Annotated in this window: 13 protein-coding genes; 8 read left to right on the forward strand and 5 right to left on the reverse strand. The window is 63.8% G+C overall.

All coding sequences use genetic code 11. The features are described from left to right. The 3 genes from ACIQC5_RS22605 to ACIQC5_RS22615 all read right to left on the reverse strand — a co-directional run. Positions 1–434: cation:dicarboxylate symporter family transporter (locus tag ACIQC5_RS22605; RefSeq protein ID WP_400287337.1), on the reverse strand; the 434-nt coding region annotated here is incomplete at its 3' end. Between the two features lie 139 nt (positions 435–573). After that, entirely contained in the window at positions 574–936 is a 363-nt protein-coding gene (locus ACIQC5_RS22610) for a CU044_2847 family protein (protein ID WP_400287338.1), read from the reverse strand. Beyond that, complete coding sequence (locus ACIQC5_RS22615; protein ID WP_400287339.1) at positions 933–3,542, reverse strand: CHAT domain-containing protein; 2,610 nt, start codon at positions 3,540–3,542, stop codon at positions 933–935. The genes ACIQC5_RS22610 and ACIQC5_RS22615 overlap by 4 nt, the downstream gene beginning before the upstream one ends. A 166-nt stretch (positions 3,543–3,708) precedes the next feature. On the opposite strand from ACIQC5_RS22615, the gene ACIQC5_RS22620 reads away from it, so the two are divergent. From ACIQC5_RS22620 to ACIQC5_RS22635, 4 genes are all read left to right on the forward strand, one after another. Further along, positions 3,709–3,909, forward strand: a complete 201-nt coding sequence (locus ACIQC5_RS22620; RefSeq protein WP_400287340.1) for a hypothetical protein — start codon at positions 3,709–3,711, stop codon at positions 3,907–3,909. 64 nt (positions 3,910–3,973) lie between these two features. Continuing rightward, the gene (locus ACIQC5_RS22625) at positions 3,974–4,765 is read left to right on the forward strand and encodes a glycoside hydrolase family 16 protein (RefSeq protein ID WP_400287341.1); all 792 of its coding nucleotides are present in this window, start codon (positions 3,974–3,976) and stop codon (positions 4,763–4,765) included. Between the two features lie 155 nt (positions 4,766–4,920). Then, complete coding sequence (locus ACIQC5_RS22630; protein WP_400287342.1) at positions 4,921–6,084, forward strand: WD40/YVTN/BNR-like repeat-containing protein; 1,164 nt, start codon at positions 4,921–4,923, stop codon at positions 6,082–6,084. A gap of 7 nt (positions 6,085–6,091) precedes the next feature. Continuing rightward, positions 6,092–6,379, forward strand: coding sequence for a MoaD/ThiS family protein (locus ACIQC5_RS22635; protein WP_400287343.1), 288 nt, complete (start codon positions 6,092–6,094; stop codon positions 6,377–6,379). Between the two features lie 26 nt (positions 6,380–6,405). Here ACIQC5_RS22635 and ACIQC5_RS22640 read toward each other — a convergent pair whose 3' ends face one another. Beyond that, positions 6,406–6,642: a hypothetical protein gene (locus ACIQC5_RS22640; protein ID WP_400287344.1), complete on the reverse strand. Its 237-nt coding sequence runs from the start codon at positions 6,640–6,642 to the stop codon at positions 6,406–6,408. Positions 6,643–6,927: 285 nt separating this feature from the next. Here ACIQC5_RS22640 and ACIQC5_RS22645 point away from each other — a divergent pair, with 285 nt between their 5' ends. Next, positions 6,928–9,666 carry an FG-GAP repeat domain-containing protein gene (locus ACIQC5_RS22645; RefSeq protein ID WP_400287345.1) on the forward strand — a complete coding sequence of 913 codons (2,739 nt, stop codon included), beginning with the start codon at positions 6,928–6,930 and terminating at the stop codon, positions 9,664–9,666. 138 nt (positions 9,667–9,804) lie between these two features. Here the strand turns inward: ACIQC5_RS22645 and ACIQC5_RS22650 are convergent, their stop codons facing one another. After that, the gene (locus ACIQC5_RS22650; RefSeq protein ID WP_400287346.1) at positions 9,805–11,127 is read right to left on the reverse strand and encodes an MFS transporter; all 1,323 of its coding nucleotides are present in this window, start codon (positions 11,125–11,127) and stop codon (positions 9,805–9,807) included. A 202-nt stretch (positions 11,128–11,329) separates the two neighbouring features. Here ACIQC5_RS22650 and ACIQC5_RS22655 point away from each other — a divergent pair, with 202 nt between their 5' ends. From ACIQC5_RS22655 to ACIQC5_RS22665, 3 genes are all read left to right on the forward strand, one after another. Next, the gene (locus ACIQC5_RS22655) at positions 11,330–12,100 is read left to right on the forward strand and encodes an IclR family transcriptional regulator (protein WP_400287347.1); all 771 of its coding nucleotides are present in this window, start codon (positions 11,330–11,332) and stop codon (positions 12,098–12,100) included. 202 nt (positions 12,101–12,302) lie between these two features. Further along, positions 12,303–13,214 carry a shikimate dehydrogenase gene (locus tag ACIQC5_RS22660; protein ID WP_400287348.1) on the forward strand — a complete coding sequence of 304 codons (912 nt, stop codon included), beginning with the start codon at positions 12,303–12,305 and terminating at the stop codon, positions 13,212–13,214. Continuing rightward, positions 13,214–15,085, forward strand: a complete 1,872-nt coding sequence (locus tag ACIQC5_RS22665; RefSeq protein ID WP_400287349.1) for a bifunctional sugar phosphate isomerase/epimerase/4-hydroxyphenylpyruvate dioxygenase family protein — start codon at positions 13,214–13,216, stop codon at positions 15,083–15,085. The genes ACIQC5_RS22660 and ACIQC5_RS22665 overlap by 1 nt, the downstream gene beginning before the upstream one ends. Positions 15,086–15,125: the final 40 nt, after the last annotated feature.

A 15,125-nucleotide genomic window follows, 5' to 3' on the forward strand; every position in this document is an offset into this window, starting at 1 on the left:
GCCGTGGTGGTCTTGGCGTTCACGGCATCTTCGGACAAGGTGGCGGGGTCGATGTTCAGTCCCGCGCCGGGTTGGATGATGTTGGCCACCACCAGCCCGAAGGCCAAGGCGAAGAGTGTGGCCGCGGTGAAGTAGATCAACGCCTTGACCCCTACCCGGCCGACGGATTTCACGTCGCCCACCGCAGAGATGCCGGTGACGATCACCAGGAAAATCAACGGCGCGATGATCATCTTGATGAGTTGAATGAAGCCGTCGCCCAGGGGCCGCAGGGTGGAGCCGATGTTCGGCCAGAAGTAGCCGATGCCAATTCCCAGCACCACCGCCACGGCGATCTGGACAAACAGCGACTTATACAGGGGCTTCTTGGGGGTCCTGGCCGCGGGGTTATCAGCCGCTGGGAGTGCCGCGGTGGGAGTCGGGGGGATCTTCATGGCAACGCCTATCTGTGCGAGGCCACGCAGAAGCCATGGCCGGGGTCACAGACGACGCTATGAGTGGCGTGTTTCCGGTTTGCTAATTCCAGAACGCCCTTGTGTTTAATATTGAAATCAACATTCCACGATGCGAAATCTATCCGGCGATAGGGGGCGCCGACGGTTCGGTCGGCTTGTTCCACGTAAGAGTCACCTTGAAGTTGGACGCAGTGCTCGCCGACGCGATGAAAGCTCCCGCCTCCGCATGCAGGTCAATACCGAACTCCACGCTGACCTCATCCGGCCTGTTGTCGAGGCTCAACAGCTCATCAATCACGCCCTGAACCGCCGGGCGAACATGCGCCAGAGCCCGCTCGAACGTCTGTTGTGCCCTGGCGAAGATGCCCGAGTGATCCCCCGCGTGGTCACCACCCCTCGTCACCAGGCTCCCCGCGGTGCTGGCCACCTCCACAACTACCGTGCCGCCGTCGTCGGTGGTGAACTCAACCAAGTGGGTCATGGCGCGCTCCGTTCCGACACCGGGCGCAGCCTGCGGGCCGCGACCAGCATGCCAATGCCTGCCGCGCACATCAGCAAGAGCTGGACCAGCAGGAGATATGCGTGCGTCATGTACCAACTCTCCAAGAACGTTCCTTTGTCCTGGATCCAGATGATGGGCAGCGACACCGTGGGCAGCATCAACAGCCAGCCAACAGACTGCTTCTCGGGGGAACGAAGCGCCAGGATTCCCGCCCACAGACCCAACCCGCCATGCAGGAAACTGAACAGGACGGCGGATGCCAGCACCGAATAGTTCAGTCCCGACAACCCGAAAATCGACCCGGTGATGACCACGCCCGCCATGACCAACCTGCCCTGCACAGTTCGGTTGGGCAGGCCGGCCACCGCGAGCAACAGGTACGCGAGCGGCGCAACCAGGCCATAGCCAATACGCCCCACGATGTCGCCGCCGTTGTCCTGCCAGTAGTTCTCGTCGAACCAGAGGAAAAAGACGGCAAAGCACGCGCCTACTCCGCCCGCCACCGTCAACGCGGCGCCGGCCCAGGCCAAAGGAGTCCAGGACAGGGGCGCTTCTTTGTTGGTGGTTGGCGGCGGGGCTTTAGCATCTGTCGGTCCGTTAGCGTTCGACGGCGGGACGCTGGCGGGCGCCGCGGCCGGTGGTTTCGCGCGGGTCGGCTTGGGGCTTGCGTTTGCGGCTGGTGTCTGCGCCGTCAGCGCGGTGAGAGCCGGCGACCGCACAGGAGTACTTGGTTGCCGCGGGGGCTGAGCCACTGCCGTGTATGAACCTTGTGGTTTCTCTTCGGGAGGTTCGGGTTCCTCGGGTTTTGACGATTCCTGTTTGGGCGGCTCAGGGGGTTTTAATGCGTCGAGCTCAGACTTCGCCGCGCTTGCCAACCCGTCTGGATCCGATGCCGAGGGATCCAATGATTGCAGCTCCGCGGATACATCCAGCACTGCTTCCCAAGAGCCCAAGGACGAGTGGTAGCGCAGCTCGCCCTGCAGGTCCGCGATGCGCTGGCGGCGCTCACAGTCCTGTCGTTTCACAGTAGCTTCGGGAAACTCCGGATCGTTCTGTACCAGGGCAAAGCCGTCCGCGGCGGCCAGCCAGTCTCCCGATTCCTCGTCAGCCAGTGCCTGGCGGTACGTCCGCTGGTTTTCCAGCCTCGATTGCGCTGACTCCCTGAGCACGGTGGCGTCGCGGTAGCCCGGTTCCAGCATCAGGAGATCCTCGAAGAGCTCGATTGCCTGCTCCCAACGACGGGCCCTCAACTCGGCCGAGGCCTGCACATAGAGCGCACGAAGTTGGGCGCGCTTCATAGCCCGCTCTGCGTTGGTTTGAGCGGACGTGACGTGAGCGGCTTCTGAGGCGACCTGACCGCTTCCGGCGGGGACCGCCGTCGAGCCCGTCGCGGCAATGCCGCCGACCGCCGTCGGGAAGGTGCCCGGACTGCCGCCAGCCGGCGTCGAACGTTCCTCCGACGCCGGTGCGCGCGGCGGGCCGGTCAGGGTGAAGAGTTGCGTTGAGCCGCCGCGGACGTAGAGCGCCGGGGTGACCCATTCGAGGGTGCCGTCCGGGCTGGCCATCACGGAGATCCGGCCGACGCGGGCGGCCTCGTCCACGGTCCGCCCGTTCGCGATTGCAGCGTAGAAGCCGTGCGCGAAGGCGATGGCGGCGGAGTCGCTGATGGCGAATTGCATGGCTGCAACGGCGCCGATTCCGCTGCGCACCAAAGCGGATGCGGTGCCCGAGAAGAGGTCCGCCTGGCCCATTTCGCCCGAGGAGCATGAGTTGAGCACCACCAGCCTGGGGCGAGGTGCCGCGACGCTCAGCAGCGCCATGAGCCTGACGGCGCGAACCATTGCCGCCCTGCCGTCGGGACCTTCAAGGGCGATTCTGCCTTCATCGGTGCGTGAGTCGTAGTCGCCGTGGCCCACGAAATGGACCACATGCCACGGGCCCGCCAGCAGCATGGATTGGACGTCGTCCCACGTTCCGCTTTTCGCCCAGACCAGCTCCACACGGCCCTCCGACACAGGGCCGGCAAGCGCCCTGCTCAAGTGGTCCTTCTCCGCGGTGACGTCGAGGCTCGGCAGGTCGCGCGGCGCGGCGACGATCCCCAAGATGCGCAGTGGGGGAGCAACGTCCAAGGGATTCTGGTGGTAGTCGGGTGCGGGGACGTGTCGCAGCAAGGGCTCGGTCTGGCAGAGGTAAGTTTCCGTTTCCGGATCGAACAGCATCTCCCACGGCATGGCCGCCAGTTCCGGCGCCGCGAGCCTCAGGACCACCCGCAATTGCTGGCCGGCATGCTGCGCCGCGCCCAAGCTGGCTCGGTAGGTTCCGTAAACCTCGCGGGTAAATAGCGCCTGGAAGAGTTCCTGGCCCACATCCCTGACGGGAAGCTCGGCAATCGGAGTGGTCCGCCGCGCTGCGACCGCGGATGCGAGGACCGTTGCCTCGAGTTGTGGAAGCCGGTCCAGGACGGAGTCGACGTCGAGCCGGAACACGCCGGACGCGTGGCCTCCCGCCGGTGCACGGACCACGTGCACCGTGTATTCGCCGCGCGTTGAGCCGGTGTCGATCTCCAGCTCGATGTCACAGTCCATCGCGGATCCCTTGGGCGGTGGGGCGCCGGCTCAATCGTGCGATTGGCTCAACCGCGCGATCATTGACCCCTACGTACAGATTGGCCCTTCGCCGGATTCCCCACAAGACCCCTTGTAGGGCAACCGGCCCGGGCCTACGGTTAATTCGACGGAAGGTGGTCCCGCGATGGAAATCTACATGTGGTGGCTCGATCTGCACTTGGACAGCAAGGAATGGCTGCGCGAAAACCTGCGCGCGGAGGAACTTCCTCTGCAGGTCCTCCAACATATCGCCGAGGCCGGCGGACCCCACCCGGACAAGGTCAGCGGTGTGCTGACGGTGCAGGATTGGGACTTCATTGAGACGCAGTCGGAGTTTGTGGACTGAGACTTGGCTGGCTTCACGGCTGGTGCGGCGCTCAATCGTTCGGTGGCTGGCTTAGGATTTGCTGGTGCCCAGGGAAAATTTTGACGAGCGTTTTGCCGGTCCCGTACTGAATCCGGACCTTTGGGTGGATCATTACCTTCCCCAGTGGACCGACCCCGCGCGATCACAGGCCCGTTACGACTTCGTCAGCGATGGCCTGCGCCTGCGCGTTGATGCGGATCAGCCCGCTTGGCGCGAGGCCGATGGAACCTTCCGGGTCAGCAATATCCAAACGGGGACGTTTTCCGGTGCGGGTGGTACTACCCGGGGGACGCACCGTCACCGACTCGATGGTCTCCACGTGGCGACTCCGCAGCCCACGCGCCGGTTGTGGACGCCGGCCTCAGGCGAGGTCCAAGTGGAAGTGAGCGCCTCCGCAGATCCGACGTGCATGCTGGGGATTTGGCTGGTCGGGTTTGAAGAGTCCGGGCCTGCCGATTCCGGGGAGCTGTGCATCGCAGAACTCTTTGGTGACAAGATCGGTCCTGAAAGCAGTACCGTTCGCGTCGGCGTCAAGGCCCACCACGATCCTCGTCTGACCACCGATGTCCGGGACATTCCCTTGCCGATTGATGCCACCCAACCACATACATACGGTGTCCGTTGGTCCGAGCACGGGGCAGAGTTCACCGTTGATGGTCAGGTCATCATGGCCACCCCGCAGGTGCTCCCGTACGAGCAGCAACTAATGATCGATCTCTTTGAATTTCCTTCCCAGGAGCGCCGTGAACCGCAGGACTATCCGAAGACCGCTATGGTTCATTCGGTAGTCGGGGTTGGTGCGTCAACAGGGCTAGGAATGAAAAGTGACTTCTGATGACTCAACCCGTGGCCATGGATTAGCTGTATTGGTTGCCTTGCACGGAAAGCATTCGTCGCACTGGAGTGTTCCGGTAACGGCCGTCGATCCACTGCCGGGGTTGTCCACATAGCCCCAAAAAACCGTTGCCACCCACCCGCCCTGATGGTTGCATGGGGTGCATGGCTACCGCAGAGAGTTATGTCTTAGCGATCGGGACCAAGAAAGGCCTGTGGCTGGCAAGCAGCCCGGACCGCAAAGAATGGTCCCTCTCCGGCCCGCACTTCCTGATGAGCGAGATACCCAGCATCGGGATAGACACGCGGGACGGCAAAACCAGGATCATGGTGGGGGTGCGATCCGAGCACTGGGGACCCACCGTGGCCCATTCCGATGATTTTGGCGCAACTTGGACCGAGCCCGAGCAGGGCGCTATCAAATTCCCCGACGGCACAGATACAGCGCTGGAGCGCATCTGGCAGATCTACCCCGACGCCGACTCCCGCCCTGGCGTTGTGTGGGCTGGTTGCGAGCCGATTTCAGTGTGGAAATCCACCGACGGCGGCGAGCACTTCGAACTGAACCGAGGCCTCTGGGACCACCCGCACCGCAGCGAGTGGGGCGCCGGCTACGGCGGCGCGGCGGCGCACTCGATCGTCGTGGACCCAACAGGCGAGCAGGTCCACATCGCCATGAGCACGGGCGGGGTTTACAGATCACTCGACGGCGGCACCTCCTGGGAGCCTCGCAACAAGGGGATCTCGGCTTACTTCATGCCCGATCCCAACCCCGAATTCGGTCAGTGCGTCCACAAGATCGCCGCGGATGCCGCCGTCGAGGGTCGTCTGTACGCCCAAAACCATCACGGCGTGTACCGCACGGACGACGCCGGCGAGAACTGGGATTCCATTGCGGAGGGGTTGCCCGCCGATTTCGGCTTCGTCATGCTGACGCACCCCCGCCGCGAGGGAACGGCGTGGGTGATTCCCATGAAAGCCGACGGCGAACGCATCCCACCGGGCAGCAAACTCAGCGTGCATCGGACGGACGACGCCGGCGACTCCTGGAAGGAACTGCATGCCGGACTCCCGGACCACGAATACAACGCGGTGCTCCGTGATGCTGCGTCCGTGGACACCGCGGAGCCCGTGGGCGTGTATTTCGGAACCCGCGGCGGGGCCGTGTACGCGAGCAACAACGAGGGTGAGACCTTTACTGAGGTGGTCTCACACTTGCCGGACGTGCTGTGCGTGCGTGCCGCCGTCGTGGTTGGCGACGTGACGCTGGGCGAACCGGCCCACGGTAAGCCAGCTGTCAGCGCTCCGGTACCTGGTTAGGCCCGTTGTGGCTGACTTTACGGTCTTGTTGCCTGGTGTCCTGCAGCCACTCGTCGGCGGACAGTCCTATCTGACTGCGTCCGCCGACGGGGCTGTGACCGTTGGACGGTTGCTGGACACTGTGACCGGAGATTATCCGGTGTTGGCCCGGCGCTTGCGTGATGAAACCGGTGCGCTCCGCCGCTACGTGAATATTTACGTGAACGGTGATGAGGTCCGGCGTCTGAAAGGTCTTGATACGGAAGTTGCGGCTGGCCAGGAGGTCTTGATTATCCAGTCCGTGGCCGGCGGCTGAGCTGGCGTTTGGGGTCAAGCCGGGTTTCAGGCGACGCGCCAAACGCTGCATTCGTCGGTATTGATGGCTTTCCTCATGCCGGATACGTGATCCATGATCCAGACAACGCCGATTCCGGGCGCGGTTTCCTGGACCAGTCCGCGGCGGATGACTACGTCATCGTAGGCGGGTCCCACGGACAGGCGGGCTTCGATCTCGTCTCCACGGTGGAGCTGGCTGATCGCGCGTATTCGTGTTGTGTGAGTTGCTACTTCCTTCAACATGGTGGCCTCCTGGGCTGGAGCTTTGTGCCTGCACTTGCCGGCTATTCCAGTGTGGCGCGGCAATGTTGCCACGGTATTTCGGCGTGGTTAGGGTTCGGTTAGCATTGCGCGCTGCCCAGATTTCCACGACCCCGGTCGTGGCACTTTTCGACGGCGGAGATACCTGCGCGGGAGACTCGCCGCCCGTTCGCCCAAGCCTGCCGCTGTCCCGGAGGGCGCGACGGTAACCTGATCTCGGATCTTGAGACTCACGGGATCCGTTAGGCTCCGTCCAGGGGAGAACGCATGGGCTTTTTGCGGCGATCAATCGCGGTGTCCACAGGCTTGGTGGTATTTGCCACCGGCCTGTTTTTCGTACAGGCTCCGGCCTCGGCGGATTCGGAACCACAGCCGGATCATCCGAATGTACGGTTCGTCGAGGGGACGCCGCACTCGGAGCATGTGTTCGAGACACCACCCGGACAGGCGCCTTCCAGCACCGGCGAGGTCACCGACGTCGAATCCCTCCTGCGCGACGGCGCAGCAGCAGCCGGTCCGGGCGGCGACATCCGCGTCCGCCTGGTCACAGCAAAGCTTGCGGACAACACCAACCCGGTCTCGATGACTGACGCCGAGAAGGTGGTTGCGTCTACCAGCAGCTACTGGAAGGCGATGACCGACAACAAACTGTCGATGACCGTTGACAGCAAGGTCTCGGGTTTCCAGTCCAAGGCGAGGTCCACGGACAGCTACAGCACCATCATGTCCACCATCACCAGCGAGCTGAAATGGTCGGCCAGCCCCTACACCGCACTCGTGATTTTCATCCCGACGTCCACACTGTCCGGGAACGCGCTGGGCGCCGGGTACAGCAGCGGCAGCTACAGCGGGCGCGTCCTCATGCCGCAGATCAGCAACTTCTCCAACAACGTGATGAGCCACGAATTCGGGCATGTCATTGGCCTCATGCACGCGGACGCGCTGCAGTGTTACAGCGGTGCTTCCGACGTCGGAGTGGACAGCAACGGACGATTCACGGACACGTCCTGTTACATCCGCGAGTACGGCGACACCACCGACATCATGGGCGCTGCCCAGTACGCGCAACCGGTGGTCAGCTCCACGTTCTGGGACTACGCCGGGCTGGGTCGAGGCGACGAAATCCGCGACGTCGGCGTGGCAACGGGCGTCAAGAGCTACACGCTCAAACCTTGGGGCGGCACCGATGCCCAACGGGCCATCAAGTTCACCGATCCCATCAGCCGCGAGGTCTACTACCTCGAGCTCCGGCAGCCGGTTGGCTACGACAGCTACCTCTCAGCCGCCGGGCGGGAGGGCAACCGAGGCGTCAAGATCGTCCAGCGTGGCGGGGCAACCATCGCGTCGTCGCTGATTCTCATGCCGTCAACCATCCCGTTCCCTGAGGCGTACTACGCGAAGAACCACGCATGGCAGGCCGGCAGCACCTTCACCACCTACACCGGCACGCAAGTCACCATCAACGCTGTTTCCTCGACCTCGGCGACCGTCACCATTAACGCCGATCCCAAGCTCAAGGCGCGCATGCGCTTCTCCGCGGGCGACTTCGACGGCGACAAGCTGGCCGACGTGATCTCCCGCGAAGCCGACGGCTCCCTCCTCCTCTTTTCAGGTCTCCCGGGGAATCGGTTGGACGATCCCGTGCAGATCGGCTCCGGCTGGGGCATTTTCAACGCGGTGCTGGGGACCTCCGACTTCAATGGCGACGGCTTCGCGGACATCCTTGCCCGCACCAGCGACGGCGCCCTGTGGCTTTACCCCGGCAACGGCAAGGGCGGGTTCCTGACCCGGAGCCAGATCGGTTTCGGCTGGCAAGGCTTCACGCAACTGGTCACCGTGGGCGACTTCAATGGCGATGGCCGCAGCGACGTACTCGCGACGGGTTCCGACGGAATACTGTGGCTTTACCCCGGCAACGGCTCGGGTGGTTTCCTTGCCAAAACGCAAATCGGCCAAGGCTGGGAGGCGTTCAACAGCCTGGCCCCGTCAGGTTCATTCGGTGGAGGCTCGGCTGGCCTGTTGGCTCGGGCCAGCGACGGCAGCCTCTATGTCTACCCCGGCGATGGCAAGGGTGGCTTCCTGCCGCGTACCGCCGTCGGAAGTGGTTGGAACGGCGCCGGCGACATCGTTGGTGGGCAGGACTTCACCGGTGACAAGCGGGTGGACGTGCTCGCCGCGGCTGCGGGCGGCGCCATGACCCTTTACCCGGGCGACGGCAGCGGCTTCGCGGATCGTCTGGCGATCGGGACCGGCTGGAACGGCTTCAGCCAGGTGTGGGAAGCGGGCGACTTCGACGGCGATGCTGCCGCGGATATCCTGGCCCGCGGAGCCGATGGCGCGCTGTGGCTTTACCCCGGCAACGGTTCGGGCAGCTTTCGCAATCGCGTGCAGGTCGGTTGGGGTTGGGGTCAGTTCACGTCGGTGTTGAGTGCCGGCGATTTCGACGGCGACAGCCACCCCGATCTCGTGGCCCGGGCTGCCGATGGAACACTGTGGCTCTACCCGACGGACGGAACGGGTCGGTTCCTGGCACGCAAACAGATCGGCACAGGCTGGCAAGGCTTCACCCAGTTGCTGGCCCCGGGCGACTTCACGGGCGATGGGAAACCGGACATCGTGGCGCAGTCTTCGGACGGTGTGCTGTGGGTTTACCCGGGGAATGGTTCCGGTGGTTTCCTGTCCCGAAAGCAGATCGGTACCGGGTGGGACATGTTCAACCTGGTGCTGCAGGCCGGCGATTTCAACGGGGACGGCAGGGAAGACCTTCTGGGCAGGGCAGCTGACGGTGGGCTCTGGCTGTACCCGGGCAACGGGGCCGGGGGGTTCCTCTCGCGGTCCTACCTGGGCTCCGGATGGAACATGTTCTCCAGCATCGCTGCCCTCGGCAATGGGTTCACTGGAACAGGCGATCCTTCAGTTGTGGGAGTGGCCGGCGATGGGACGTTGCTGATGTACTCCGGGACCGGTGCCGGGAAGTTCAAACCGGTGGCGCTGAACCCGCGGTAGCTCTCGTCCCGGGGCCTGCGCTCCTTCCCGGTTACCTCTCGCCTCGCACTTGGTCAGGCAGCGAAAAGCCCGGAATGTCGGGGGACATTCCGGGCTTTTCCGGTGCTGGCGCCCAGTAAGTGGGCAGGAGCGCAGAGATTACTTGTGCAGGCCGAGCTCCGCGGTGGGAGTCTTGGCGGATTCGCGGGCTGTCAGGGCCGACACAGCGGCGATCACGCAGATCACCGCGGTGAAGATCGAGATCTGAACCCATCCGCCGGGCTTGGTGCCACCCAAAGCCGTGACGATGGCCGGTGCGAAGCCTGCCATGAGGAAGCCCAGCTGGGTGCCAATGGCCAAACCGGAGAAGCGGACCTTGGTGCTGAACATTTCGCCGTAGAAGGACGGCCATACGGCGTTGGCGGCGGCGTATCCGAAGGAGAAGAACACTACGGAGACCAGGAACATCAGCGGCACGTTGCCGCCCTCGAGGGTCAGCAGGAACACCGGCGTCATGATCGCGCTGGAGAGGGCTCCGTAGATAAACACGGGCTTGCGGCCGATCTTGTCCGAGAGCATGCCGAACAGCGGCTGCGTTCCCAAAGCGACAACGTTGGCCGCAACCACCAGCCAGAGCGTGATGGTGCTGTTGACGCCGGCAACATCCTGGGCGTACTTGATGGCCAGCGTTCCAAAGACGGTACTCACTGCGGCAATAAAGGCGCAGCAGACAACGCGGAGGACATCGCGCCAGTGCAGCCTCAGGAGATCGGCAACGGGGAGCTTGGAAATCTCATTGTTCTTCTTGGCTTCCGCGAAGGCCGGCGGCTCGTGGAGGGTGCGGCGGATGAAGAAGGCCACCAGAACAACCACGGCGCTCAACCAGAACGGAATTCGCCAACCGATGCCGTACTTGATGTCGTCGGGCAGTGCCACCACCGGGATGAACACCAACGCAGCGAGGATCTGGCCGCCCTGGGTGCCGGTGAGGGTCCAAGAGGTGAAGAAGGAACGGCGGTTGTCCGGGGCGTGCTCCAAAGTCATGGAGGAAGCGCCAGCCTGCTCGCCGGCGGCAGAGAGTCCCTGGCAAAGACGGGCGACAACCAACAGGATCGGGGCCCACCAGCCGATGGTCTTGAAGTCGGGGAGGCAGCCAATTACGAAGGTTGCTGCGCCCATGAGGACCAGCGTGAACATGAGGACCTTTTGCCGGCCGATCCGGTCACCAAAGTGACCCAGAATCACGGCGCCCACGGGCCGGGCGACATAGGCGAAGCCGAACGTTGCGAACGACATGATGGCCGCGTTGGCGTCGGCGGAGGGGAAGAACACGTGCGGGAAGATCAGGGCGGCGGCGGAGCCGAAGATGAAGAAGTCGTAGTACTCCACCGCACTGCCCAGGAAGCTGGCAAGTGCGGCTTTCTTGGGAGTTCCAGTGGTGGTTTCTGTGCCTGGCGTCGCTGACGGCATGGTGTGGCTCATTGGGTGTTCCTTCTGTGACGACGATGTCGCGGATAAAGCTCTGAGGGAAGACCCAAGCGAGGTGCGGCTGGTTCATCCCAAAAGTAACCACATGGTGAGAGCTACTTGTGTAATACAGCAATAGTGGCTGTGAGTGGGGTCACTTGTCAAGAGAAGTCACCACCATCTAGAAATAGCTCTCACGATATGAGAGCATTTCACTATGAGTGTGAAAGAGGACACAAAAACCGACATGGTCGGAAAGGCCCTGAGCCTTTTGGTATTGCTGGGCGACGAGCCGAGGGGTGCCAGCGCTGCGGACTTGGCGCGAAGTGCCGCGCTGCCGTTCAGCACAACGTATCGACTCCTGGGCTCGCTGACGCGCGACGGGTTTGTTGACTATGAGCCGGATGGCCGCCGCTACCATCTGGGCCTGCGCGTGTTCCAGCTCGGCCAGAGAGTCTCGAATCATCACGGCTTTGCAGCCACGGCGCTGCCGGTCCTCCAGCGCGTGACCGAGCGAACGCATGAGGCCACTATCCTGTCCGTCCGTGACGGCAACCACCATCTGACGGTGAATAAGGTGGATGGCCCCAAGACCTTCCGCGTCACCAGCGACCCCGGCCATCTGGGGGCGCTGCACACCACGTCCGTAGGCAAGGCCATCGTGGCCTTCGAGGAAGAGATTGAGCGCAAGAGGCTGCTGGAAGAGCTCCCTCTGGATCCGCTGACGGAGCATTCCATCACCGACCGCGATGCATTCCGCGCGGAAATCGAGCAGGTGCGCCGCCAGGGATACGCCGTGATGGACGAAGAAAACGAAATCGGCATGCGCGCTGTCGCCGTTCCGGTCCTCAATGCCCAGGGGCACGCGTTTGCCTCGCTGGCCACGGCCGTGCCGGTGTTCCGCCTCACCATGGAGGAGCTCATCTCGCACGTGCCCACCCTGCAGGAAGCTGCGGTTGAACTCGCGGCCCGCCTCCCGCAGCGTTAGCCCAACTAGGTCGCAATAGTGCGCGTTTTGGGGCCGCTAAACGCGCACAACTGCGACTCAGTTGGGTCAGCGCGTCGCAAGTGTTCGCGATAAGAACAAGTGTGCGGAATATGAACGCTTGTAGTAACCTGAATAACACCCGGAGCAGCGGCGCCCCAGAAAGCGCCAAAGCCCGAGGTGCTGAAGTCAAAGGAGCTTTAGGATGAGCAACCGAGCCGAGTCCGTTCTGGTGGGCCTGATTGGCGAAGGCGTCATGCCCTCGCTCACGCCGCCCATGCACGAACGCGAAGCCGATGTGCAAGGCCTCCGCTTGCTGTACCGCCCCATCGACCTGCTGGAACTCGCGCTGCCGGCCACCGCCGTCGGGGATCTCCTCACCGCAGCCCAGCGCATGGGCTTCAACGGGCTGAACATCACGCACCCGTGCAAGCAGCTGGTGCTTGAGCACCTTGACGAAATTTCCGACGACGCCCGTCGCCTGGGTGCCGTCAATACGGTCCTGATTCAAGACGGCCGGTTCATCGGCCACAACACAGACTTCTCCGGCTTCGGCGCGGCACTCACTTCCGGGCTGCCGACCGCCAAGCTCGACCGCGTGGTCCAGCTCGGTGCGGGCGGTGCCGGTTCCGCCGTGGCGTACGCGCTGCTCAAAGCCGGCGTCAGCACGCTGGACCTCGTGGACATGGACCCATCCCGCGCCGCGGAACGTGCCGCCGAACTCGGCGACCTTTTTCCGAAGGCAACGGTCACGCCGCGCACTCCCGCTGAGCTGGGCGTGCTCATGCCCCTCGCCGACGGCCTGGTGCACTGCACTCCGATTGGCATGGCTGCCCACCCGGGACTGCCCTTGGACATCGACCTCGTGGAATCGCGGCACTGGGTGGCGGACATCGTCTACCGCCCGATCGAAACGCAGTTGGTCCGCGAGGCCCGCGCGAAAGGCTGTGACGTTCTCGACGGCGGTCGCATGGCAGTTGGTCAGGCTGCCGACGCTTTCCAGCTCTTCACGGGACGCGACGCCGATCGCGATCGGATGCGGGCCCACTTCCTGGAGCTGATCGCGGTGGAAGACGCCGCGGCAGCGGCTCCTGAACTGACCAAGGCAGGCCACTGATGCGCACCGGGATCGCCACGGTCTGCCTGTCCGGCACGCTGAAAGAGAAGATGCAGGCCTGCGCCATCGCGGGTTTCGACGGCATCGAGATCTTCGAGCAGGACCTCGTCACTTCGCCGCTGAGCCCGGAGGAAGTCCGGAAAATGGCCGCCGACCTCGGCTTGGGCCTGGATCTGTACCAGCCGTTCCGGGATTTCGACGGCGTCACTCCGGACCTGCTCAAAGCCAACCTGCGCCGGGCTGAGGCCAAGTTCAACCTGATGGAACGCTTGGGCATGGACACCATCCTGGTCTGCTCGAACGTTGCTACCGCCACGATTGACGACGACGAACTCCGCGCCTCCCAGCTGACGGAACTCGCCGAGCTGGCCGGGGATCACGGCGTCAAAGTTGCCTACGAAGCCCTGGCCTGGGGAAAGTACGTCAACGACTACGAGCACGCATATCGTCTGGTCGAGATGGTGGATCACCCCAACCTCGGAACGTGCCTGGACTCGTTCCACATCCTTTCCCGCGACTGGGACACCGCGCCGATCGAGCAGATCAACGCGGAGAAGATCTTCTTCGTCCAGGTTGCCGACGCCCCCAAGCTCTCCATGGACGTGCTCTCGTGGAGCCGCCATTACCGCGTGTTCCCGGGCGAGGGCCAGTTCGAGCTCGCCAAGTTCATGGGCCACGTGGTCCGCGCCGGCTACACGGGTCCGGTCTCGCTGGAGGTCTTCAATGACGTCTTCCGCCAGTCAGATGTTGAGCGCACCGCCGTGGATGCCATGCGCTCCCTGATCTGGCTGGAGGAGCAGAGCGCCAAGTGGCTCGCAAGCAGCCCCACGGACGCCGCGGCCGCCAACGGCAGCGCGTCCCGCCGTCGTTATCCCATGGAACTGGCCACGCTGCCCAAGGTGAACGAGCCCGCCGGCTTCAACTTCGCCGAGGTCAAGGCCGACGACACCGCGCAGCTTGAGAAGCTCCTGGGCCAGCTCGGCTTCGAATTCGAAGGCCGCCACCGCACTAAGGACGTCCAGCTCTGGACCATGGGACAGGCCCGCGTGATCATCAACGAGCAAGCGGCATCGCACTCGGAACCGGCTATCGCCGCTTTGGGGTTCGACGTCGACTCCCCAGTGATTGCCTCCGCTCGCGCCCAGCAACTCAAGGCGCCGGTGGTTGCCCGCAAGGTCCAGGCCGATGAGGAAGTCTTCCAAGGCATCTCCGCGCCGGACTCCACCGAGATCTTCCTCTGCCAGGGCAGCCCGGACGGAACCGCCGCCTGGACTCACGAGTTTGGCGAGGGACTGGAACATACCGGAGCCGCGCGGAGCGCCGTGATTGACCACGTCAACCTGGCCCAGCCTTGGCAGCACTTCGACGAAGCCGTCCTCTTCTACACCAGCGCCCTTGCCCTTGAACCGCAGCCGTTCGCCGAGGTCCCCAGCCCCAGCGGCCTGGTGCGCTCGCAGGTCATGGAAACCAGCAACGGCGCGGTGCGGCTCGTGCTGAACCTGGCACCGGCGCAGCAAGCCCAAAAGGCCCGCAAAACGTACCAGGAACACATTGCCTTCGCCGTAAACGACCTCGTGGCCACGGCCCGGTCCGCCCGCGATCGGGGCCTTGAGTTCCTGCAGATTCCGGCCAACTACTACGAGGACCTGGACGCCCGGTTCGATCTTGAACCCGGATTCCTTGGCACACTCAAGGAGCTCAACCTTCTGTATGACCGGGACGCCAGCGGCGAATTCCTCCACTTCTACACCGCCACCGTGGGCAGTGTGTTCTTCGAAATGGTGGAGCGCCGGGGCAACTACGACGGCTACGGGGCGCCCAACGCTCCGGTGCGCCACGCCGTCCAATACGACTCGCTCCACCGGGTGTAAACCCGCTGCCTGCAAACCAAAGAGAACCCATCAACCGAAA

Origin of the sequence: Paenarthrobacter sp. NPDC092416 (genome assembly GCF_044755025.1) — a bacterium.
Classification (GTDB): Bacteria; Actinomycetota; Actinomycetes; order Actinomycetales; family Micrococcaceae; genus Arthrobacter.